The sequence below is a fragment of the Nostoc sp. genome (assembly GCF_036917095.1).
Classification (GTDB): Bacteria; Cyanobacteriota; Cyanobacteriia; order Cyanobacteriales; family Nostocaceae; genus Nostoc.
In genome coordinates, this window is record NZ_JBALFH010000021.1 from 303,652 (window position 1) to 326,990 (window position 23,339).

Annotated in this window: 22 protein-coding genes; 9 read left to right on the forward strand and 13 right to left on the reverse strand. The window is 41.5% G+C overall.

The window, feature by feature from the left end:
* Window positions 1–12 precede the first annotated feature (12 nt).
* Window positions 13–999: a decaprenyl-phosphate phosphoribosyltransferase gene (locus V7L01_RS10900; RefSeq protein ID WP_335034567.1), complete on the reverse strand. Its 987-nt coding sequence runs from the start codon at window positions 997–999 to the stop codon at window positions 13–15.
* A 607-nt stretch (window positions 1,000–1,606) separates the two neighbouring features.
* On the opposite strand from V7L01_RS10900, the gene V7L01_RS10905 reads away from it, so the two are divergent.
* Window positions 1,607–2,623, forward strand: coding sequence for a ribose-phosphate pyrophosphokinase (locus tag V7L01_RS10905; RefSeq protein WP_335034568.1), 1,017 nt, complete (start codon window positions 1,607–1,609; stop codon window positions 2,621–2,623).
* Window positions 2,624–2,845: 222 nt separating this feature from the next.
* On the forward strand, window positions 2,846–3,532 hold the full coding sequence (locus tag V7L01_RS10910) for a Uma2 family endonuclease (protein ID WP_335034570.1): 687 nt from the start codon (window positions 2,846–2,848) through the stop codon (window positions 3,530–3,532).
* Window positions 3,533–3,740: 208 nt separating this feature from the next.
* Here the strand turns inward: V7L01_RS10910 and V7L01_RS10915 are convergent, their stop codons facing one another.
* The 5 genes from V7L01_RS10915 to rsmI form a co-directional block, all read right to left on the reverse strand.
* Window positions 3,741–7,367 carry a response regulator gene (locus V7L01_RS10915; protein WP_335034572.1) on the reverse strand — a complete coding sequence of 1,209 codons (3,627 nt, stop codon included), beginning with the start codon at window positions 7,365–7,367 and terminating at the stop codon, window positions 3,741–3,743.
* 1,098 nt (window positions 7,368–8,465) lie between these two features.
* The gene (locus V7L01_RS10920; protein ID WP_335034574.1) at window positions 8,466–9,398 is read right to left on the reverse strand and encodes a hypothetical protein; all 933 of its coding nucleotides are present in this window, start codon (window positions 9,396–9,398) and stop codon (window positions 8,466–8,468) included.
* A gap of 58 nt (window positions 9,399–9,456) precedes the next feature.
* Window positions 9,457–9,735 (reverse strand): GlsB/YeaQ/YmgE family stress response membrane protein, encoded by a 279-nt coding sequence (locus V7L01_RS10925; RefSeq protein ID WP_334833623.1) that lies wholly within the window; start codon window positions 9,733–9,735, stop codon window positions 9,457–9,459.
* A gap of 256 nt (window positions 9,736–9,991) precedes the next feature.
* Window positions 9,992–10,114, reverse strand: coding sequence for a hypothetical protein (locus V7L01_RS10930; RefSeq protein ID WP_335034576.1), 123 nt, complete (start codon window positions 10,112–10,114; stop codon window positions 9,992–9,994).
* Window positions 10,115–10,336: 222 nt separating this feature from the next.
* Window positions 10,337–11,197 (reverse strand): 16S rRNA (cytidine(1402)-2'-O)-methyltransferase, encoded by an 861-nt coding sequence (gene rsmI, locus V7L01_RS10935; RefSeq protein WP_335034578.1) that lies wholly within the window; start codon window positions 11,195–11,197, stop codon window positions 10,337–10,339.
* Window positions 11,198–11,448: 251 nt separating this feature from the next.
* On the opposite strand from rsmI, the gene V7L01_RS10940 reads away from it, so the two are divergent.
* Complete coding sequence (locus tag V7L01_RS10940) at window positions 11,449–11,679, forward strand: DUF6737 family protein (RefSeq protein WP_335034579.1); 231 nt, start codon at window positions 11,449–11,451, stop codon at window positions 11,677–11,679.
* Between the two features lie 562 nt (window positions 11,680–12,241).
* Window positions 12,242–13,453 (forward strand): sensor domain-containing diguanylate cyclase, encoded by a 1,212-nt coding sequence (locus tag V7L01_RS10945; protein ID WP_335034581.1) that lies wholly within the window; start codon window positions 12,242–12,244, stop codon window positions 13,451–13,453.
* A 69-nt stretch (window positions 13,454–13,522) separates the two neighbouring features.
* On the opposite strand, the gene V7L01_RS10950 is transcribed toward V7L01_RS10945, so the two are convergent.
* Window positions 13,523–14,113: a thioredoxin family protein gene (locus V7L01_RS10950; RefSeq protein ID WP_335034583.1), complete on the reverse strand. Its 591-nt coding sequence runs from the start codon at window positions 14,111–14,113 to the stop codon at window positions 13,523–13,525.
* A gap of 193 nt (window positions 14,114–14,306) precedes the next feature.
* Here V7L01_RS10950 and V7L01_RS10955 point away from each other — a divergent pair, with 193 nt between their 5' ends.
* Window positions 14,307–14,864: a hypothetical protein gene (locus V7L01_RS10955; protein ID WP_335034585.1), complete on the forward strand. Its 558-nt coding sequence runs from the start codon at window positions 14,307–14,309 to the stop codon at window positions 14,862–14,864.
* A gap of 119 nt (window positions 14,865–14,983) precedes the next feature.
* Here the strand turns inward: V7L01_RS10955 and V7L01_RS10960 are convergent, their stop codons facing one another.
* Both V7L01_RS10960 and V7L01_RS10965 read right to left on the reverse strand, forming a co-directional pair.
* Window positions 14,984–15,391 (reverse strand): hypothetical protein, encoded by a 408-nt coding sequence (locus V7L01_RS10960; protein WP_335034587.1) that lies wholly within the window; start codon window positions 15,389–15,391, stop codon window positions 14,984–14,986.
* 61 nt (window positions 15,392–15,452) lie between these two features.
* Window positions 15,453–16,058 carry a DedA family protein gene (locus V7L01_RS10965; protein ID WP_335034589.1) on the reverse strand — a complete coding sequence of 202 codons (606 nt, stop codon included), beginning with the start codon at window positions 16,056–16,058 and terminating at the stop codon, window positions 15,453–15,455.
* 149 nt (window positions 16,059–16,207) lie between these two features.
* Between V7L01_RS10965 and V7L01_RS10970 the strand changes: the two genes are divergently transcribed.
* The 3 genes from V7L01_RS10970 to V7L01_RS10980 are packed head-to-tail and all read left to right on the forward strand — an operon-like array spanning window position 16,208 to window position 19,059.
* Window positions 16,208–16,990: an ABC transporter permease gene (locus tag V7L01_RS10970; RefSeq protein WP_335034591.1), complete on the forward strand. Its 783-nt coding sequence runs from the start codon at window positions 16,208–16,210 to the stop codon at window positions 16,988–16,990.
* A 6-nt stretch (window positions 16,991–16,996) separates the two neighbouring features.
* Entirely contained in the window at window positions 16,997–18,310 is a 1,314-nt protein-coding gene (locus tag V7L01_RS10975; RefSeq protein ID WP_335034593.1) for a cytochrome P450, read from the forward strand.
* An 8-nt stretch (window positions 18,311–18,318) separates the two neighbouring features.
* Window positions 18,319–19,059 (forward strand): hypothetical protein, encoded by a 741-nt coding sequence (locus V7L01_RS10980; RefSeq protein ID WP_335034595.1) that lies wholly within the window; start codon window positions 18,319–18,321, stop codon window positions 19,057–19,059.
* Here V7L01_RS10980 and urtE read toward each other — a convergent pair.
* Window positions 19,022–19,720: an urea ABC transporter ATP-binding subunit UrtE gene (gene urtE, locus V7L01_RS10985; RefSeq protein WP_292709740.1), complete on the reverse strand. Its 699-nt coding sequence runs from the start codon at window positions 19,718–19,720 to the stop codon at window positions 19,022–19,024. The genes V7L01_RS10980 and urtE overlap by 38 nt on opposite strands.
* Window positions 19,721–19,783: 63 nt before the next feature.
* Between urtE and V7L01_RS10990 the strand changes: the two genes are divergently transcribed.
* On the forward strand, window positions 19,784–20,176 hold the full coding sequence (locus V7L01_RS10990; RefSeq protein WP_335034597.1) for a Uma2 family endonuclease: 393 nt from the start codon (window positions 19,784–19,786) through the stop codon (window positions 20,174–20,176).
* A gap of 18 nt (window positions 20,177–20,194) precedes the next feature.
* Here V7L01_RS10990 and urtD read toward each other — a convergent pair whose 3' ends face one another.
* The 3 genes from urtD to urtB are packed head-to-tail and all read right to left on the reverse strand — an operon-like array spanning window position 20,195 to window position 23,225.
* Window positions 20,195–20,941 carry an urea ABC transporter ATP-binding protein UrtD gene (gene urtD, locus V7L01_RS10995; RefSeq protein ID WP_334843027.1) on the reverse strand — a complete coding sequence of 249 codons (747 nt, stop codon included), beginning with the start codon at window positions 20,939–20,941 and terminating at the stop codon, window positions 20,195–20,197.
* Window positions 20,916–22,034 carry an urea ABC transporter permease subunit UrtC gene (gene urtC / locus V7L01_RS11000; protein WP_335034599.1) on the reverse strand — a complete coding sequence of 373 codons (1,119 nt, stop codon included), beginning with the start codon at window positions 22,032–22,034 and terminating at the stop codon, window positions 20,916–20,918. Before urtC ends, urtD begins: the two co-directional genes overlap by 26 nt.
* 30 nt (window positions 22,035–22,064) lie before the next feature.
* The gene (gene urtB, locus V7L01_RS11005; protein ID WP_335034600.1) at window positions 22,065–23,225 is read right to left on the reverse strand and encodes an urea ABC transporter permease subunit UrtB; all 1,161 of its coding nucleotides are present in this window, start codon (window positions 23,223–23,225) and stop codon (window positions 22,065–22,067) included.
* Window positions 23,226–23,339: the final 114 nt, after the last annotated feature.

Genomic DNA, 23,339 nt, shown 5'->3' on the forward strand with positions numbered 1-23,339 from the left:
CATTTACTAGATTTATTCGATCAGCCCTTGGTGTTTGAGCAAGAGAATCACAAAGCAAGTTATCACCCAACCAATAACAGTGAATAAGATGGGTAAATCTTTCAATAAAACTTCTTCCGGCCTTTCACTGCGTCCACCTTGCTCGATAGCGTCGCCACTATAACTGTCAATCATCTGAGGATCGCTCAACAGCTGATAGCGAAAAATTCCATACAAAACAAACGGCAAAGTGAGTAGCATCCAAGAGGTACGCGCTCCATGCAAGTAAGGGCCTGCGCTCCAAAGAGCATAGGCGACAACTGTACAAGTAGTGACGACATTTTCCATGCGAGCCAGTAGGGGCAAGGAATAATATTTCAGGACAGAGCGAGGTTTGTTGCCTTTAATTTGTGCTAACCGTAGTTCTGCTTTACGCTTTTCAATACCCAAGAATAGCGCCAGCATTGCAGTACAGATTAAAAACCAACTAGATAAAACAATGCCGGTAGCAGCAGCACCGGCATAGGCTCGGAGGACAAATCCGGTAGCGATCGCCCCAACATCTAAAATTACCATCCGCTTGAGTCGCAGATTATAGGCGATCTGCAACAGGGCGTATGCAGTTATGGCTCCACCCAACTGGGGCGATCGCAACCACCCAAAAATCAGAGCACCAGCCAACAACACCAATGCCATCCCAGTTGCAACACGGATGCTAACTAATCCCGCAGCAATTGGCCGCTTACATTTGACAGGGTGCTGACGGTCAGATTCAACATCTGCGATGTCATTGATTAAGTAAAAACCACTTGATGCACAGCAAAATAATACAAATGCCAATAGGCTACCTAGCAGAGATTGCAGATTGATGCTAAATGCAAACAATGGTGCTGCAAACACCACCAGGTTTTTTGTCCATTGTCGCGGTCGCATAGCAGCTAAATAGTACAACGACTTCTTAGAACTACTTGCTATGGCAGTTAAGGATTTTTCTACGACTGAAGTACCTCGAGAGTTCATAAGTATGCTTCTCGCTTTTATCTCTCAGGAAAATTAAACTTATTTCAGTAAAAATACTTACAAATCTTTACCTTGATGATATTACCCTTGTTGAGTAATGTTTTGATATCATGAAGAAGATTTTTATTCAATCTTTATTTAAACTTTATCCAATCTTTATCTAAAAAATTGCTTGTGCGTGAATAAATTGTTTGCACTGCTAAGATTCTCTAACCCATATAATTGTCGTTTATGTCAATGCGGAGCAGGTGGAATAATAAGCTACAACTTGAATACTTAGTTGGAGGTGCTATACTGTATGAGAACAAACTCAATAGCACTTAATTTATAAATGCTTTACTGTCAGCTATAAATGAGGTAAGTCAGAAGAACCTACCATACCAAATGTTTACCTCAACCCAAAAAATTTGAACTATAGACCTAGTGGACGGTCTTGATGTCAGTTAAGCTATCAATAGCTTGTTTGCCAAGAAGACTAGACAATTAGCAAATGATAATTTTATGCAGAAGTGTTTAAATTTTGTATGGAAGCTTCAACAAAACTCACAGATGTTTTTTTAGGCTATTTCTCGGTTAAATCTATTAAATCTCTAACTATAGTATTGTTATGAATGCACAAAGAGGATCTGCTGTGCTCAGTTCTGCAACTTTCAAAGTGCAACCATCTGCAACAGGGCTAACCGAGAATCATCGCCTGCGGCTGTTTTCTGGTTCTGCCAATATACAACTGTCTCAAGAAGTTGCTCGTTATGTGGGCATGGACTTGGGGCCAATGATTCGCAAAAGATTTGCGGATGGAGAACTTTACGTTCAAATCCAAGAATCGATTCGGGGTTGTGATGTTTATTTAATCCAGCCATGTTGTCAACCCGTAAACGATCATTTGATGGAATTATTGATTATGGTTGACGCCTGTCGTCGGGCTTCTGCTCGACAGGTGACGGCAGTAATTCCCTACTATGGCTATGCCCGTGCCGATCGCAAAACCGCAGGAAGAGAGTCAATAACCGCCAAGCTAGTTGCTAACTTGATCGTGGAAGCAGGTGCCAACCGCGTTCTAGCAATGGATTTGCACTCGGCTCAAATTCAAGGCTATTTCGATATCCCCTTTGACCATGTTTACGGTTCGCCAGTATTGCTGGATTATCTAGCAAGCAAACAACTGCCCGACGTTGTGGTTGTTTCCCCTGATGTTGGCGGTGTAGCACGAGCCAGAGCATTTGCGAAAAAACTGAATGATGCCCCACTGGCAATTATTGATAAACGTCGTCAGGCACATAATGTTGCAGAAGTCTTAAATATCATCGGCGATGTTAAAGGCAAAACCGCAGTGTTGGTGGATGACATGATTGACACTGGGGGCACGATCGCTGAAGGGGCGCGATTACTGCGTGAAGAAGGAGCGCGTCAGGTATACGCCTGTGCAACTCATGCGGTGTTCTCTCCACCCGCGGTGGAGCGATTATCCAGTGGCTTGTTTGAGGAAGTGATTGTTACAAATACGATTCCCATACCAGAAAACAATCGTTTTCCCCAACTAGTGGTGCTGTCAGTAGCTAATCTCTTAGGAGAAACTATCTGGCGGATTCATGAAGATACTTCAGTTAGTAGTATGTTCCGCTAACTACATTCCCGTTACAGGGATAAATTACCCACATTGACTCCTCGATCGGGTGCAGTGTGGGTTTTTGCTTTTAATTTTATGCCAACACTAACGTCCCTTATGGGCGAAACTCCTAATCGCCGCACAAGAGCTTTTTGATGTGCGGTAGTAAAATGGATGCAGCACTGCCAAATTAAAATACTTTGATTCAGTTTGGACAATTTGGCTAAAGAGGACAAAAGGATGGTTACAACTCCTAAAAAAGTGATTTCAGTTTTACCTTTGGAAAATGGCGATCGCTTATCTCGCTACGAATTTGAGCGTCGCTATCAGGCTATGCCGCATTTAAGAAAAGCTGAACTGGTTGAAGGAGTTGTATATATCATGGCATCGCCACTGAGAATTAAAAGTCATGGCGAACCACATGGAAACCTGATCGGGTGGTTATGGAACTATAAAACGTCCACCCCTGGCGTTGTTATGGGAATTGAACCCACAGTTCGTTTAGATCCGGATAATGAACCACAGCCAGACGCGGTACTATTCATTCCGGGCAGACAGGCATTGATTAGTGAAGATGATTATATCCAAGGCGCACCCGAACTAGTGATCGAAGTGGCAGCAAGCAGTGCAGCCATCGATTTACATGATAAAAAACGCACCTATCGGCGGAATGGAGTACAGGAGTATATTGTCTGGCGAACATTAGATAATCAGTTGGATTGGTTTAGGCTGCAAGCAGACGAATATGTTTCGCTACCAACCGATGAGCAGGGAATTATTCGCAGTCAGGTATTTCCAGGGTTGTGGCTGTCAGTACTTGCCTTACTCTCAGGAGAAATGGCAACAGTGTTATCTGTGTTACAAGCAGGTTTAGCTGCCACTGAACATCAAGAATTTATGCAAAAGTTAAATGAAAATAGGAAATAGATATGTACTGAGTTTTTTCAAAAATGAAATAGTAATCCTATATCAATACTGTGTAGGTTTTGCCTAAAAAATAATTTTGGTGTAGGTTGGGTTGAGGCAATGCGAAACCCAACAAACCCCGCAAAATGTTGGATTTCGTTCTTCAACCCAACCTTGTATCTTAAAAATAGTAGTAACCGAGCAGTATTGACTCCCCACTCCCCCTGCCTCACCGATACAGCCAAACTCGGAGTAGGGAAAGCAGTTGCTCGGTATCTACAGGTTTGGTGATGTAGTCAGAGGCTCCAGCTTCGATACATTTTTCCTTATCGCCCGGCATCGCTTTAGCAGTTAAAGCAATTATTGGTAGCGAGCGAAACTGTTGTTGCTGGCGGATGGCGCGGGTGGTTTCGTAACCATCCATTTCCGGCATCATGATATCCATCAAAACTATATTAATGTCAGGATTAGTTTGCAGCCTCTCTATACCGTCTCTGCCATTTTCGGCAAACAGCACTTGCATTTGATAGCTTTCTAAAAAGCTGGTGATCGCAAAAATATTTCGGAGGTCATCATCTACAATCAAAATTTTCCGATTAGCCAGCACCGGGTCAGTTTGATGTAATTGCTCTAGCATTTGCCGCTTTGGTGGGGGCAAATTTGCTTGCACCCGATGCAAAAACAGGGCAGTTTCGTCTAACAACCGTTCTGGCGATCGCACATTTTTAATGATAATTGTTTCTGCTAGTCCGCGCAGTTGGGTTTCTTCTTGGCGGCTGAGTTCTTTGCCGGTATAGACGATGATTGGCAGTTTCAAAAGCCTGGGTTCAAGCTTTATCTGCTCAATTAATGCAAAACCGCTCATATCGGGCAGACCGAGATCCAGTACCATACAATCAAAGTGATGCGATCGCAAAATCGAGAGAGCTTCTGCCCCCGTACCCACGGCTGTACTCTGAACATCACCATTACCGATCAGTTCAATAATACTTTGGGCTTGTACGGGGTCATCTTCTACGATGAGGAGATTTTTTACCTGACGCTCAATAAAGCCTTTAATCTCAGTTAATACCTGAGTTAGCGCTTCTGGAGAAACGGGTTTTTGTAAATAGGTAATCGCTCCTAACTGTAATCCCCGTTGCTGTCTTTCATCAACAGAAAGTATATGTACTGGTATATGTCTGGTGTCTGGCTTATGTTTCAGACGATCTAGCACCGTCCATCCATCCATCTCTGGCATATGGATATCTAGCATAATTGCATTGGGCTTAAACTGTTGCGCTAGTGCTAGACCTTGTTTGCTCTGTAAAGCAACAATGGTTTTAAAGCCTTGTTCGCGGGCCATATCTAGTAAAATGCGGGCAAATTTATCGTCATCCTCAATAATTAGCAAAATGCGATCGCCCGGTTGAATGATTTCCCGGTCATCTGGGATATCGTTGGGTAAGCTGGGAAGGACTTTTGCTGATGGCGAGATGTCCTCAATTGTGGGCACTTCTTTTATGGTCGATGCTGTGCGGATAGGGGTGATTGGCTCAGAAGCTGGTGTGGTGAGAGGATTTTTATCTTTCCCTTTCTGTCGCTTGGGCAAGTAAAGAGTGAATGTGCTTCCCTGGCCTGGTTGACTGACTAGTTCAATTCTCCCGCCCAACAGTTGAGCCAGTTCGCGACTGATGGACAAGCCCAAGCCAGTTCCGCCGTACTTGCGGCTAGTTGTGCCGTCTGCCTGTTGAAATGCCTCAAAAATAATCTTTTGTTTCTCGGCTGGAATGCCTATACCCGTGTCACTAACTGCAAAAGCAATCGTGGGATTATCAACTTCGCCTGCCTCATCTGTCATGCGAATCTGTAACTTTACGCCTCCCTGTTCCGTAAATTTAAAGGCGTTAGCTAGGAGATTTTTCAGCACTTGTTGCAGACGTTTGGAGTCGTTATAAATTGTCGGTGGTAATTTCTCATCCAGTTGAATAGTAAAACTGAGTTCTTTATTGTGGGCAACTTGCCTAAAAGTTTGCTCTAGAGATGTCTCCAAGTCTGCAAAAGCAATTTGCTCAATATCGAGCGACATAGTACCCGACTCAATTTTTGCCAAATCTAGAATGTCATTAATTAACTCCAGCAAATCAGTCCCAGCCGAGTAAATAGTCCGGCTGTACTCTACCTGTTTGTCGGTCAAGTTGTTAAGAGAATTATCTGCTAGCAGTCTTGCTAAAATTAACAAGCTATTTAGCGGTGTCCGTAACTCGTGGGACATATTCGCAAGAAATTCCGACTTATATTTGGAAGACAAGGTAAGTTGTTCCGCTTTTTCTTCTAAAGACTGCCTCGCCCGTTCAACTTCTTGGTTTTTGCGGGCAACTTCCCGATTTTGGACTTCTAATAATTCTGCCTTTTCTTCTAACTCCTCATTTAATTGCTGTAATTCTTCGTTAGACTGCTTGACAATAAATTGTGATTCCTCCAACTCGTGCGCCTGTTCTTCCAGGCGTTGATTGCTTTGCTGTAGTTCTTCTTGCTGGCTTTGCAGTTCTTCTGTTAAAGCAACAGACTCTTCAAGTAGTTGCTGAGTTTGCAATTGTGAGGCGATGTTATTTAAAAATACACCCAGAATTTCACTCAATTGCTCTAAAAATGTCAGGTGCAGATGGCTGAAAGGCCCAAAAGAGGCAAGTTCAATAACAGCACTCACCTGCGTCTCAAACAGTATAGGCAACACAATAATATTTAGCGGTGGAGCTTCTCCCAATCCGGAATTGATGCGGATATAGTCACTAGGAACTTCCGTGAGGAGAATTCTTTGTTTTTCTAGGGCGCATTGTCCCACCAATCCCTCGCCCAAACGAAACTGATTTGCCAGATTTTTACGCTCTTTGTAAGCATAACTACTCAACAACTTCAGTACAGGCTCCTTATCTAGAGAGTCCATAAAATAAAAAACGCCCTGCGATGCCCCAACCAGTGGTGCTAAATTCGACAATATCAGGCGAGATGCATTTTCTAGATTTCGATGCCCTTGGAGCATTTGGGTAAATTCAGCCAAATTAGACTTTAGCCAGTTTTGCTCGTCATTTTTTTTAGTTGTGTTTCGCAGATTAACGATCATCTGGTTGAAGGTGACCGTCAACACACCAATTTCATCCTGGCGATCGCTATTTGGTAAACTTACCAATAAATCCCCATCCGCTACTTTTTGAGCTAAATCAGAAACTCGCTTCAGTGGTGCTGAAATATGTCTGGTCAGGATAAATCCGATCGAAGCTAAGATCGAGGAAAATAAGGGAATACTATAGAGAATAGTGGCGAGCGTTTTTTGAGCAGCAGCTTGTGCTAGAGCAGAGCGATGTTCCAGAAGTTTACTCTCCTCAGTTTTCATCGCCTGGATAATATTTTGGATCTTATCCATCAGTTGCTTACCCTGATCTGTCAGGATAGCTTTCTGGGCAAGTTCCACACCTTGGCTTTGCCGTAGGTCAATGACATCTTTCATTACAGCCATTCTCTCTGTTACCAGTGGCTGCAAAATATCAAGCCTTTTTTGTTGGTTGGGATTATCTGCTGTTAACCTTTGAAGTTCCTTGACTTTTTGATTCAGTATTTGAATGGCAGCATTATAAGGTTCTAAATAGCGCTGTTCTCCAGTAATAATGTAACCGCGTTGCCCAGTCTCAGCATTTGTTATTTGCAAGTTGAGGTCTTCAAGTTGACTTAACACCTGGTAAGTATGGCTTTCTTTGCGCGAAGTTTCAATTAGCTCATTGGTGCTTTGATAGGAGATTAGACCAATAGTGGTCAGAGTTGCTAAACTCAGAGCAAAACTAATTCCAATTTTGGTTCCAATCGTCAAACGTTTCAACATTATCCCAGGCAACTATTCTAATTATTTATATTCTTGACACTATTTATATTATCTTTTAACTATACAAATTTAAAATATTTTCTTCACACAACATCTGCTTAATCTTTTACCTATTATTCTAAATAATATAGCTTTTGCTCTAACTAATATTTAACCTTTTTATAACAGAATATATAAAGTATTTTTTTCTAAAATTTTGATTTTTTTAACATTAAACATTTAGATAGTATAACTTATCTCCAAGCAAGTAGCCACCTAATTTTAAATTTAATATTGTGGTAAATAATTAAATATTTGTTATTATATTAAAAATTTAACAACTGACTTTAACTAAAAAATGGTAGTTTTTATGAGTTTATTGTGATGGTTAAATAATTTTTAGGTTTGGCGAAAAGGCTAGTACTGCTATGCAATAATTCATAATTCGTAATTCCCAAAGGGAAGCGCAAAGAACTACTACGGAATTTATAACTCCTATATCGCAAGCATTTTATTCATTTGGAATGAGTATACTTTACTTAAGCTATACCGTGCTGGATAGTAATAGAGCAAGCGGATAGTGGAAATTAAGCTCATTCAACCATAATTCCTAAAAATTTAAATAATATTATTATATAGTGTTAGTGTCTATTGCTGTCGGATATAACGTCGATGCCATTGTACATCTATATACAGTTCAGCCCTAATGTGAGTTATCCCAAACAGTAATCTGATGGAAATTAAGGCTTTAAAAGCCAGCTTATATTCAGATGATTATCTCATTTATAGGATATAGCAAATAGAATGTGCTTTTCCTATAAATTTATGGGAAGATTATACAGCATCTCGATATGTGTCAAACCTCTTGAGATCCACTTTGACATTCAACTAAAAGTAAAGATTGGTACTATTTATCCAATACAGTTCAGTTAGTAATATTTAACTTTGCAAGATCCGAATCAGTTGCTTCTCCTGTTTAGAGACGTTGCGCGTAGCTTACTTCTTTATTCGCAAGGCATCCCATAGGGAAGAAGTACAAATCGAGAAACGCGACGCCAGCCGCTCATGGCGGAAGCTTTTTTAAAGAGGGTTGGGGAAGAGCAAGTCTTAACCCAAGCCCTATTGATTAATAACCTGGTGCTCACTTCTAGTCGCATTAACTACAGATTGGCTATAGATACGAAGATATTGAATCTTGTTACTCTCTAAAATAGCTCTTGCACCTGCCATATAAATATCAGTACTATTTACGACTAATAGGTAATTACCAAGGGTCACTTGATGTTCATAATCTTTGGCTAAATCCTCAGGAATTCCTAAAGTAGTGTAGCTATCTTTGAAATTTCTGATATCTACCTCAATCAGACCATTCAGCGTATTTGTATCCTTAGCAATCACTGACACTTGACTCATAGGAAAGCCAGCCGTTTTGAGTTCAGTAAGTGCTCTTTCTGTGTCTTGGCGGCTAGAAAAAACACCAACTGCATTTTTATAGCGACTATTTGGGGTCGAGTATGGCTTATAAATACCCCACTGTTGAATATCACGGCGATTAAAAATCCTTTTAGCAACACGAATCTCTATGTCTATGCCGGTTACTATCACTAAATAGCAACCTTTACAAACTAGATCGCTGTAACCCTGCGCTTGCTCTTTAGGAATTTCTAAACCTAGCAACACACCACGCAAATTATCTGCGATCACATCGATCGCACCAGCTGCTAAAGTGGTAGCGATCGCTGTTGCTTCTGCTCCGGCTATCATGACTCGGCCTATACCAGGAATGGCCCAGAGAACTAAACCGACTAATAAGCCAGTAAGACCGCCTAAATCGCCACTAGGAACGGCTCCAGCAGCATCTTCTAAGGATGTATTGCCAGTGCCCTGTTTAACTTCAACACTAGCAATATCACTTTGTTCTTCTGCATCCCGTGCAATTACAGAAACTTTGTGCATTGGAAAACTAGAAGCTTTTAGTTCCTGAAGTGCCAATTGTGCATCCGAACTTGTAGCGAAAACTCCTATAGTTCTTCGCTCTTTTTCTAATGTCATTTTATCAGTTTCTTGCAACTAGAAGGGATTCCCAAAACTGTTAGCTAATTTGTGGTAATTACACAGCTCGGCGAGTCAGTAAACCCCAAAGGAAAATCAGTAGCATCGCACCAAGAACAGCAAATAAAATGCTTCCAAGAGATAAAGCTCCTACAGATGCGGCGGCTGCCGAACTACTTCCTAGCAAAGCTTGACCTAAATAACCCCCGACTACGGCTCCAAGTATTCCTAATACAATGGTGGAGAGAATACCGCCACCTTGGGTTCCTGGATAAAATAACTTAGCTAACGCACCCGCAATTAAACCCAAAACTAGCCAAGCAATAATGTTAGTCATAGAATTTCTCCCTCGTGAGAATCTGCTTTGTTTGCTTTCGACTATTTCATATTAAAGTTTGCCGAGAAAATTCCCGATCTATCTAGAGAAATAACCTCAAAAATCTTTAGATATTATTTCAATATTCACCAGGTAGTCTTTGAGGATGAATATGATGAATTAATAACAATAATGTAATGTATTTGGCATGACAATCGTACTTTTTTGATTGGAACTATATAACTCAAGTTGGGAACGATCGAATTCTTGGTACTTTCTAACCGTTGATTCCCGCCATACCTGCATTGAAAAGTGACACTCCTGCACTGCTAACAGATGTCTGGCGACAAGCCGAAGCAGCGTCTACGGCGGTTGCTGCCGCAAGGCGAGAGGAATGCACTAGCTCGACTTTTAGCTGTGACGGACTACGCTTACGTACTTGAAAAGTTGACTATAAGTTACGCACAACTGCAACTTATAGTTAACTCAAAATAAAAATGTGAACTCGACTTTATAATTATGCTTGTCCGAAAATATTAAGCAGAAAATACTGTACATTCAATTATTCACAAAAGGTAAATATAGATTTGAGTTTGTGATTTTATAAACGCGTCTTAGCTGTTTAAGACTCAGGACTGAGGACTATAGAAAGAGCTAGTTGATAGAGTTGGCGACGGGGAAGTAAAGTGGCTTTTGCTAGCTGACGGCTAGCTTGCGATCGCGATATTCCCTGATTAATTAACTGTTTCAATTCGGCTTTCAATTCCTCTTCTGTCAGTTGGGGCTGAGTCGGTGGAATTCCCGCCAGTACTAATGTATATTCACCTTGGGGTTCTCGTTGGCTGTAGTGAGCGATCGCTTCGGCAATTGTCCCCCGCCAAAATTCCTCATACAATTTTGTTAACTCCCGCCCTAGCACAATTTGGCGATCGCTTCCCCAAACAAGAGCTAAGTCTTGCAAAGTATCTCGTAATCGGTGGGGCGATTCATAGAAAATCAATGTGCGAGATTCTGTTTGCAAATATTCTAAATGTTCTTGTCTCTGTTGACTTTTAGCTGGGAGAAAGCCTTCAAAGACAAACCGATCCGTTGGTAGCCCAGCTGCACTCAATGCAGTAATTGCTGCACTAGCGCCAGGAATGGGAACTACTGGAATTCCCGCCTCAATGCAGGCTTTCACCAGTTCATATCCAGGATCGGAAATTCCTGGCATCCCAGCATCGCTCACAAGAGCGATCGCTTTCTGGTTAACTAAATGCTCTAATAATTCTGGGATGCGGCTGGTACGATTGTGTTCGTGGTAACTCACCTGGGGAGTCTGAACTTGAAAATGCTGTAGCAGTTTCCCTGTGTGACGGGTGTCTTCCGCAGCAATGATATCCACATTCTGCAAAATTCGCACCGCCCGAAAGGTAATATCTTCCAGGTTGCCAATTGGTGTGCCGACAACGTAAAGTGTTCCCGGTTTTGGATCGGTTTGCATGAGCAAGAGTTAGGAGTTAGGACTGCTATAATTCAAGCTGATCTTACAAGAGAACTGGATAGATAGCTGTTTTCCCTAAAATGAGCGATCGCATATTCTTGATTTCATCCGACAGATTTTAGCTCGGTGGAGTATACAAACTCGGTTTCAAAGTCAGATATAAAGTCTATTTTGCTCTTGACTCCGGAATTATGCTCTATTTACCCTAAAAATTGTTAAAAGAAAATTTGTAGTTTTACTAAATAAAATCAATGTCTGAACAAAAGCCCGTAAGCCCGTGGAATTACAAACCTTGGTGGTGTCAGCCCTGGTCTATAATTCTCACAGGTTTAACACTAATTGGTGGTAGCTGGTTACTATTTAAAACTATCTGGCTAACAGTTGTCGTTTCTATCCCTGTAGCAACGTGGATGGGATTTTTTGTGTTGTTTTGGCCGCAATTAATGATTCGCAGTGGTATTTTGGAGTCCTATAAAGACTAAGTAGGGCGGCGTAAATAATTATCGTTGGGATAAGGCAGGGGGCAGGGGGCAGGGGGAAAGAGGGTTTGAGTTTTATTTACTTTTATTCATACAGTTTGGTTTTATTGTGCCGACTTAGTTAATTCGAGCTTAAATCATCCCCTGGCTACGAAAACATTGCTTGTATGACGACATGCTCCCGCGATCGCTCGTTTTATTGAATTGCCGTGCTATCGGTTAACAATCAATTTTTCGCCCTTCCTACACCCATTGAGATGGACGAGTTAAAAGAATTTGCTGATTGAATTCGGTATTCTCGAAAGCGAAGAAAATGCTGCAAAACTGACTAATGCTGCCATAGCTCAAGCAGATGAAGTTTCGAGGGTTGGAAAGCGTCCCTCGGAACTTTCGTGTATCTATACATAGCAGTGTTAAAATGTCAAGTTTTGACAAAGAACTCTGACAGCTTGATAAGTTTTGATAATTTTTAGTTTATATTGATAATTTTCAACCTGGCTTTGGGCAAAAGACGTTGTAAACATCTACATACTCAGGGAATCTGGACAGTGAAAGCTAGGGTGACATGAACAATAGAGCAAACCAAAGGCATGAAGAACATCATGCAATACAATATTTCTGTATATTCAACCGAATGTTAATTTTCGTTGCAGAGATGTTTAGATCGTTCAGCCTTGAAGCTGGAGAGCTAATCCTGCGGTTGTTGCAACATTTACAGCATACTGGACTTTCCTGGGTAAGGGTCAAACACTCATCTGTGAAAACGAAAGCTGTTCCTCTACCTGAAAATGAAGCAGAAAGACTCAAAGCATTGGCGGACTACAATATTCTGGATACCCTACCCGAACAAGCATTTGATGACCTAACTGCTCTTGCTGCCTACATTTGTAAGACTCCAATAGCAATAATTAGCTTAGTTGATGCCGATCGCCATTGGTTTAAATCTAAGGTTGGAATCAAAGCTGGGGAAACATCCAGAGAGTGGGCTTTTTGCTCCCATGCCATTCTTCAACCAGATGATATATTAGTGATTCCCAACGCTATCAAGGACGATCGCTTTAATAACAATCCCCTAGTCAAAGGTAATCCCAAAATTCGTTTTTATGCTGGTGCCCCACTAGTTACGCCCAATGGTTTTCCCATCGGAACGTTGTGTGTGCTCGATACCGTTCCTCGTGTTTTAAGTTACCAACAAATGGATGCACTGCGCCGCCTAACTCGGCAAGCGATCGCTCAGATGGAACTCATTCAAGAAGTTCGCAACCGCAAACAAGCAGAGATGGAAGGAAGACAGTTATCGCTAACCGATGAACTAACAGGTTTGTATAATCGGCGTGGCTTCTTCCTGATGGCTGAACAACAGTTAAAAATTGCTCACCGCATGAAAGCGTTGTGCTGGGCGATCTTCATTGATTTAGATGGCCTAAAACAGATTAACGACACCCTTGGCCATGACGTGGGAGATGCCTTTATTGTTGATGCTGCTCAAGTCCTCAAGCAAAGTTTTCGGAACTCGGATATTGTTGCCCGCTTGGGTGGAGATGAGTTCATTGTTTTCATCTCCAGCTACTTTAAGGATGCTGATAGCATCCAAGCATGTCTGCAAACAAATATCATCAACTTTAATCAACAGCAAAACCGTAGTTATGAACTTTCCATGAGTATGGGAATAGAGCGTTACTCACCAGAGAGCAATATGTCACTAGAACAATTAATCGCTAGGTCTGACGAATTAATGTACGCTCACAAGCGTCTTAAGCGCGAATCTATTGCATAAAGGGGGCTGGGGATTAGGTATGTAAATCGCGTGCTTCCTAGCCATCAAATAACCGATCTGAAATTGCCTTTAATTGACCACTTGGCTTCCATGACTGCGGGGATCGTCTTGATTCGCCGTTGGTGCTACTGGGGCTGAAAATTTGGAAACTTTCCCGCTAGCTTGAGCATAGGGGAGAGAGGAACCAGTAACCAAAGCTTCTAAATTGCTAGCCATAATTGTCCGGGGTTGATCGCCGATTGCTTGGGCGATGGTTTCCCCTTGCGGACTCAAAAAGACAAAATGGGGAATCCCATCTACACGATATTTCAACATCTCTGGTAGCCACTTAGTGTTATCCACATTCAGCATGACAAAATTCATCTTGTCAGCATACTCTGTTTCGAGTTGAGTGATATCAGGTGCCATTTTCTGGCAAACAGTACACCAATCAGCATAAAACTCTACTAAAGATGGTTTGCCGTTGCTGACAGCTACATCTAGCGGTGTGGATGTCTCACTTAACTTGGCTAGAGTTGCCGAGGTTGTTTCAGTTCGCAATCCTAAGACGAGGGCAACGCTGAGAGCGATCGCTACCATTACAATTAAGAAGTTTCTCACACGCTTCCCTAATGGGGATTCAGACTTATCGGGAGAATTAACAGGTGAATCAGTACTCATAACAGAATTATTAAAACTTATTAAGCCATTTCTTCTTCAGTTTAGCTGACTGCAACCGCTCTTTAATCTTTTCACCTTTAGCTAATTCGCTAAAAGCCTCAACTTTTAGCAATTTTTCATCTTTTTAATCTGTAATTTGATACTCAAAATGGGTATTACAAATAAGTACTTTAGATGAAATAGGTGTTAAAAGATGATTTTAAGCTTTAAAAATATCAGTGCTGTGTGTGCCGTATTTTTGTTAGTCAGCGTTAGCAGCTTTCATAAGTCAGCCATAGCCACTGTAAACAACCACTCCCAACTGATAGCAAAACAGAGTAAAACCCAGCCAAACCCAGTTTTTAAATCTATTCTGCCCAAATTAAAACAAAAGACTCAAATTAAAATTTTATTGCCGAAGTTTATTCCTGAGTCGGATGGGGAAAATCGAATTTACGCGAGTATAGAAGCTGCTACGCAAAAAAAGTATGAGATTTTACTGGGTTACACTCCCGACTGTTATGGCGCTTCTGCATGTAGTTTGGGCGCTGTTTCTGCTGAAGCCGTAACCCGCAAAACACCCCGCCTTAGTGGTAAACCTGTATCCTTAGCTAAGGGCATCACTGGCTACTTTGTGGATTTTACTTGTGGTGCTGGTTGCTCAGATGCTACCGTGACTTGGAGACAACAAGGTGTGCAATATGTGGTTGGCTTAAAAGCAGGCGATCGCACTTCTTTGATAAAAATGGCGAATTCTGCGATTAATCCCTAACTAACGTCATCTGATTTTACTTCCCAACGAAACAGCCGTGGCAATTGAGAAACATCTATGGCGTAGTTAACAATCCACATCGCCAATTCAAAAACCAACAAATATCGTACCCACAGCAACTAGCTTTTAGAATCCAAAAGTGTCAAACCCTCATACAACTGCCAGAAGCGGTAAGGCAAGTATATATAAGGAACCATTACCCACACTACATTTTGCAACTGCCTGAGCGTCACTGTCTCAGAGATGATTTGCAACGCTAATACGATAAAATACCAACCAAGCACAGTTAACACACTGCGATCGCCCCACCATACACCCCACAATAGCATGGCCACTAATGGCGGCACTACTGCTAGCAGTTGCACTGAGCCAAACCAGATTTTATACCAACCGGGAAATGGTAGAGGTAGGGTATAGGGCTTTGTGTGTTTCCACCCCCAGTTCACAACCACAATAAAAAGTGTGGCAATTAGGAAAAAGACGAGATTTTCTAGAAACAGATAGAGGTTGATGTTTAAAGAAGTCACGTCGCTTCCCTCCAAATCCCAAATTCAAAATTAACAACCCTCATAAATTACGAAAAATATTTCACATTTTGCTTGCTCTATTTTCTTGTATTACATGAATCATCGATGGTACTAAAGAAATAACTATAATTAATCCAATAATCGGTAACAAATACTTATCTACTTGTTCGGGTGGCAGAGATTTTCCTAAGAAAAACCCTAATATGGTGATGCCGAATGTCCAAACAAAGCCACCGATTAAGTTGTAAGACATAAAGGTGCGATAATGCATAGCACCAATCCCAGCCACAATCGGCGCAAAAGTCCGTACAATGGGTAAAAAACGTGCTAAAACAATCGTTTTTTTACCGTGCTGTTCATAAAAGTTTTGGGTTTTAACAAGATGTTTTTTATGAAACAACCATGAATCTTCCTTCTGAAATAGCCTTCTGCCAAATTTATGCCCAGTAAAATAGCCAACATTGTCACCTAAGACTGCACAAACAAAAGCACCAAAAATCAGAACCCAAATGTTCAGTAAATTCTGAGATGCGACAAATCCAGCAGTGAACAATAAACTATCTCCAGGCAGGAAAAAACCAATTAACAAGCCAGATTCAGCAAAGACAATCGCCCAGACCCCAAAATAGCCGAGTGATTTAATTAGTTGTGGTAAATCCAGATGCATAGAATTTTTTATCTTTCAACAATAGATCCACAACATCTTAACGTTTAGCAATTTTCCTGAATAAAAAGTAATATTAAATTTACGTAAAGTTATTGTGTAACCTTGGGAAATGTAATGACAAATGGTGCGTTGTGGGGTATGTGTGCAAGATGCAAAGGTATTTGAAAGTACTAAGACTATTTTGGGGTGCTGCGATCGCATCTGAGTTAGAGTATCGTGTTAATTTTTTCATCGCTACCCTCAGCAGCTTGGGAAATCTTGCGGGCAGCCTCTTTGGACTATTCTTGTTTTACCGGACTGGCTACACTTTTAGTGGCTGGTCATGGGAAGCAGCTTTAGTAGTTCTAGGAATTTTTACCTTACTCCAAGGATTTTCTGCTACTTTTCTGGCGTCAAACTTGAATCGCATTGTCCGCCATGTCCAGGAAGGCACTTTAGACTTTATATTATTAAAACCTATCCGCAGCCAGTTTTGGCTTTCCACCCATACCCTTTCACCTTGGGGATTCCCGGATCTAATTTTTGGTAGTATTATCATTGGCTATGCAGGTAAACGCCTCGGTGTAGGGATACAGGGCTATCTATTTGGGGTACTGCCGTTATTGTTCAGCTTGGTAATTTTGTACAGCCTGTGGTTTATGCTGGGAGCGACAAGTATCTGGTTTGTCAAAATATACAACGTTACTGAAGTGTTGCGTGGTTTGTTGGAAGCTGGACGATATCCCATCGCTGCATATCCCACAGCTTACCGCTTTTTCTTCACCTTTGTGATGCCAGTAGCTTTTTTGACTACTGTACCAGCCCAAGCGCTATTGGGCCGGAGTGAAATTAGCTGGTTGATAGGTGCGGCAATATTAGCAGTAATCCTATTTTTTGTTTCTACTTGGTTTTGGCGGTTTGCGTTGCGATTTTATACTAGTGCTTCAAGTTAGAGAGATATGAAAAGTAATCAAATTCCTCCTGGAAGCTTTGGTGTGCCTGTATTAGGTGAAACACCCTCCTTTATTTTTGACCGCGATTTTGCCAAAAAGCGCTATCGCCAGTATGGGCCCATCTTCAAAACTCATCTTCTTGGCAGACCAACTGTGGTAATGGCAGGGCCAGAAGCGTTAGAGTTCGTTTTGTCAAGCCATATGGATAATTTTTCTTGGCGCGAGGGATGGCCTGCTAATTTCAAGACATTACTCGGTGAATCGCTTTTTCTGCAAGATGGAGAGGAACACCGGAGAAACCGCCGCTTGATGATGCCGACGTTGCATGGCCCAGCATTGGCGAATTATCTCTCCACAATGGAAGATATTACACGCGGCTATCTCCAAAAGTGGGAGAAAAAACAGGAGTTTACTTGGTTCCAAGAGTTTAAACAGCTGACATTTGATATTGCCAGTCAATTGTTGTTGGGTACGCGTCCTGGGACTGAATGTGTGCGCCTCAGCCAGTTGTTTACAACTTTGACAAATGGGCTGTTTGCGATTAATCCGTTGCCCTTACCATTTACTACATTTGGTAAAGCTATAGCTGCTCGTAATCAGATTTTAGAGCATCTAACTCAAGTTGTCAGAGAACGCCAGCAAAACCCAACTAAAGATACTATCAGCTTGTTAATCCAAGCTAAAGATGAAGATGGTAATAGCCTAAGTGAAAAAGAAATCATTGCCCAAGCGGTGCTGTTACTCTTCGCTGGACATGAAACGACTACTTCGATGTTGACTTGGTTCTGTACAGAGTTAGCCCGTCATCCAGAAGTACTCGAAAAAGCAAGAGTTGAACAATTGCAACTTGCAAGTAAAGGTGATTTGGATTTAGAACAATTGGGGAAAATGCCCTATTTAGAACAGGTTTTGTGGGAAGTTGAAAGATTGCATCAACCTGTTGGAGGTGGGTTTCGTGGTGTGATTAAAGACTTTGAGTTTAAGGGTTATCACGTTCCTGCTGGTTGGCAGTTGCTTTATTCAATTGTGATAACTCATAGCCTAAAGGAAATCTACCTTGAACCAGAGCGTTTCGATCCAGAACGTTTCAGCCCTCAGCGCCAAGAACATAAGAAGTATCCTTTTAGTTTAGTTGGTTTTGGCGGTGGGCCGCGCATCTGTATTGGTATAGCCTTTGCCAAAATGGAAATGAAGATTATTGCCGCTCATCTTCTACGTAGCTATCATTGGGAGATATTACCCAATCAAAGTTTAGAGGTAGTTATGGTTCCCACTAATCGCCCTAAAGATGGGTTGCGGGTTAGATTTCAACCTCGGTGAAATATTTTATGGTATCCCAAATAGACATACATTTATCTAACGGAGTTTTACAACGCTTGCAAAATGCGAAAGATTTTGTGGGTGAAAATGTTAACTCTCTAAGTAACTCAGCACAACAAGTTGGGGAGTCTTTAAAGGCAACAGCAACTACAACAACTGATAAAGCAATTGATACAGTTACGACAAGCTTAGAACAAAGTTGGCAAACAGCGGAGCAATTTAAGAGTACAACATCGGGAGCAGTAAAAGGTGCGATCGCATCTTCTGCAAGTGATTGGCTGACAGAACACCCAATATTTTTTAGGTTAGTTCAAATACTAGGTTGGGCGGCTAATCACCCAATTATTAGTGTAGTAATTTTGCTGTTTGCACTTGCTCTACTTTGGAGCATCATCAAAGCAATTGTTCGCTTGATTGAAACAGCTAGTTGGTCAATACTGCAAGTTCCGTTCAAATTGCTTCAGGCTTTGATTAAAGTTAGCTTTTTATCCATAACTAAAGTTGGCAGTTTTGCTGTTCAACGAATGACTCCTACTGAAACAATTGATAACCTGCCAGCTTTCTTACCTGAAAATTTCCAACCAAGTAAGCAACAGCGATTAGCAGAAATTTCTTATCGTTTAGAAGCAATTCAAAAGGAACAAAATGAGCTTTTACAAGAAGCAGCAGACTTGATTGCTTCAGATACAATTGATATAGAAATCTCAAAAATTAAACAGCTAAAAAGCGTTGAATCACATCTTGGCTGAGTTCGGCTGTAGAACCGGAGGCGACGATACCACCTTTTTGCATAGCGTAATAGTAATCAGCTTGACGGACAAAGTGCAAATGTTGCTCTACCAATAAAACCGAAATGCCTGTGGTTTCGACAATGCGACGGACTGCGGCTTCAATTTCTAGGATGATAGAGGGTTGAATACCTTCAGTGGGTTCATCCAAGACGAGTAATTGAGGTTCTCCCATTAAAGCACGTGCGATCGCTAATTGTTGCTGCTGTCCCCCACTCAAATCACCACCCATCCGCGAAAGCATGGTTTTTAACACGGGAAATAAGCTAAAAACTTCTTCTGGAATTTCTGCTTTTTTTACTGGTTTGCGTCTAGCTTCCAACCCCAGCAGCAGATTTTCTTTGACTGTCAACCGGGGGATAATTTCTCGCCCTTGGGGTACATAACCAATTCCTAACTTTGCCCTTTGGTCGGGAGATTTAGAGTTGATTAATTCTTCAGCTAAGTTAATAGTACCGCTACGGGGTTTGAGTAAACCCATTATTGTTTTTAGTAATGTAGATTTACCTACGCCATTGCGTCCAATCAGGCATATCATTTGCCCAGATGGTACGCTTAAATCTACATTGCGGAGAATGTGGCTTTCGCCGTAATAAACGTTAAGGTTAGAGATTTTTAGCATTAGTTTATGGTCAATAGGAAATAGTTAAGGCCGTATTGCAACGTCTTTAATACAGAAATTGAGGTGGCGGGGCGACGGGCGAGATGTCGTTTACCTGACTTAATGGTTCACACAGAAGAATCTTATGCTGCCCTTATCGGTGCTACTCGTGCTACTCTCACCCGTGATATGCCGCCGCCTGCGCTAGTGATTGAAATTGTTTCCCCAGGTACGGCGAACCGTGTTCGTGATTATCGCTACAAGCGGACGGAGTATGCCGCTAGGGAAATATTGGAGTATTGGATTGTTGACCCACAGATGAAACAAATTACAATTTGTCAATGGGTGGAAGGACAGTATGAGGATAAAGTATTTACAGGTGCGACTTGCATGGAATCAGTGGTAATTGCTGATTGGGCGCTAACAGTAGAGCAGGTGTTTAACAGCGCAAACAGACCAGAATTACCAGGTGAATAGAAAGTACGATTGAGTTTTTCATTCTTCCTGTTTTCCTAAATATACTTCAATAACACGAGAGTCATTTTGTACTTCCTCAAAATTTCCTTCACACAGCACCGAACCTTCATGTAATACTGTTACTTTCTTGGCAATTTGACGCACAAATTCCATATCATGTTCAATTACTAAAATTGAATGACTCTGCGCTAGTGCTAAAAGTAGTTCGCCAATATTGTAAGTTTCTTCATCTGTTAAACCAGCAACGGGTTCATCAACAAGTAATAAATCTGGAGACTGTGCTACTAACATCCCAATTTCTAAACGTTGCTTTTCTCCGTGAGAAAGTAAAGCTGCTCTGATATCAGCTTTCGGCGTTAAACCGATGGTTTCTAATAATCCTTTAATATTATTCTTTTCAACAGCCTCAGAACGTTCAAACAAGGTAGAAAAGACATTTTTCTTCTTGTTACTAGTAATTTCTAAATTTTCACGGGGCGTTAAGTTCAGGTAAATTCGGGGTGTTTGAAACTTGCGCCCAATTCCCAATCGGGCAATTTTATATTCAGGTAAAGAACGCAGATTTCTTCCTTTGAATAAAACTCGCCCCACGGTTGGCTGAACTTTCCCCGTAATCACATCCAAAAACGTTGTCTTTCCCGCACCATTGGGGCCAATTACTACCCGTAATTCACCCACATCCATACTAAAATTAAGCTGGTTTAAAGCCTTAAATCCGTCAAAACTAACAGTTACGTTTTCAGTTTCCAATATTTTCGCGTTCATGTTGCACTTCCGGGTCTTCTTCCAAGGTGGGATATGTAGCAATTTCTTGACGACGGTGGAAAAGAGAAATATTCTGACTACGCAACCATCCCACGATACCGTCGGGAAGGACTGTGACGACTATCAAAAATAGTGCGCCTTGGAAAAATAGCCAGATTTCTGCAAATTGTTCGCTTAAAAAAGTGCGGGCATAATTTACTAACAAAGTTCCGACAATTGCCCCAATTAAAGTAGCGCGTCCGCCTACAGCCACCCAAATCACCATTTCAATCGAAAAGGCAATATCCATTGCTCTAGGTGAGACAGAACCACTCTGAATAGTGTAAAATGCTCCTGCTATACCTGCGATCGCACCTGAAACTGCAAACACCAACACCTTAAAATCTGTAGGGTCGTAGCCAGAAAATCTTACTCGACTTTCATCATCCCGAATCGCTATTAGCAATCTTCCAAAGCGTCCAGTTGTCAACCAGCGACAAATTCCGTAGGTGATTGCGAGAAACACTACCGTCAGCGTGTAGAAAATAAACTGTGTTTTGGCATCGCTGACCGTTGCCCCAAACAAAGTTGTAAAATCTATCAGTCCGTTCGTACCGTTGAAAAATTGTTGCTGACCATTAAAGAAGTTGAAAAATACAATAGTTCCGGCTTGAGTCAAGATAGAAAAATAAACTCCCTTGAGACGATTTCGGAAAACCAAATATCCCAACAAACCCGCCAATAACCCCGGAATTAGTACCACCAAAGCTATTGTCAAAGGAAAAGAATAAAAAGGTTGCCAAAATACGGGAAGTTCTGTAACTCCATAAAGTCCCATGAAATCAGGCAATTCTCCAGTCGGGACTTGGAGTTTCAGGTACATTGCGATCGCATATCCACCCAAACCAAAGAAAATACCATGTCCCAAACTCAATAAACCAGTATACCCCCAAATCAAATCAATACCCAAAGCTGCGATCGCCAGTGACAAAAATCGCCCCAACAAATTTAGACGAAACTCCGACAGCACCACTGGCATGATAATTATAAGGAAAAGTGCGATCGCGATCGCCATCCCCACCTCAATTAATAACCCTCCTCCCCTCTTCCTCATTCTCTGCGTCCTCTGCGTCTCTGCGGTTCGTTAAACATCAACAGTACGTCCCTTCTGCGGAAAAATCCCCCCAGGCTTCCACTGCAAAAACACAATAATCAGCGCAAACACCATCACCTTAGCCATACTCGTCGTCGCAAAAAAAGTAAACAAATCAGCCAAAGGCTTAACAGGACTCAACAACAAAGCCAAAGTACCAGAACCAATTAAAAAATTAGCCGTACCAATACCCAACGCCGCCACAATCGTCCCGGCTAAATTCCCCACACCTCCAACGACAACAACCATAAAAGTATCAATAATATAGTTTTGTCCCGTATTTGGCCCTACAGAACCAAGCAAACTAATCGCACATCCAGCCACACCAGCTAAACCCGAACCCAGTGCAAAAGTAATCGCGTCAACCTTTTGAGTTGGGATACCCAAACAAGCACTCATACTCCGATTTTGCGTCACCGCCCGAATTCTTAAACCCCAGCTAGAACGTTGTAAAAATAAGTAAATTCCTGCTACACAGATTATTGTTAAAGCAATAATAAATAATCTGGCAAAGGGCAATTGCACACCACCTAAAGATATCCCTGCTTGTAACCAAGTCGGTGCTGTTACATCTACATTTTGAGCGCCAAACCAAGGTTGAGTTACTGCTAACTGATAAGTTTGACTCAATAAATTGCCTGTTGTAATTGTCACCCCCAGCGATAATAAAAATATCACCGTCACAATCCAGTTACGAACCCTTCCCAAATCTGTGCGGGAATTTAAAATCCATAAACCTCCAAAAAACAGCAGAGAAAATAAACCTAGACAAATTATCAATACCCAATTCACGCTGCGGACAAACTGCTGAAAAATTAAACTTACTCCCCAAGTTGCTAGTAAAGTTTCTAATGGGCGTCCATAGAGATAACGAATTACACCTTTTTCTAAAATTAATCCCACACCTGCCGTGAATATAAAAGCAATAATCAAAGCCAAAAATATATAGACTTCAAACCACACCCCACCCAATTGTTTGCAGACATTTTGGACAACATAAGTTGTATAAGCGCCGAACATCATCAATTCACCATGCGCCATATTGATGACGCCCATCAATCCAAATATAATGGCTAGTCCCAACGCGGCAATCAATAATACCGCGCCAATACTAATACCATTAAATACAGCTTCCAAAAATCCTGCTAACACTTATTTCTCCACAACAGCTATCAGCTTTTTTAGTCATCAGTCCTTTGTCCTTTGTCTTTTGTTGCTTGTAACTATTAACCGATGACTAATGACAAATGACTAATGACTAATGAA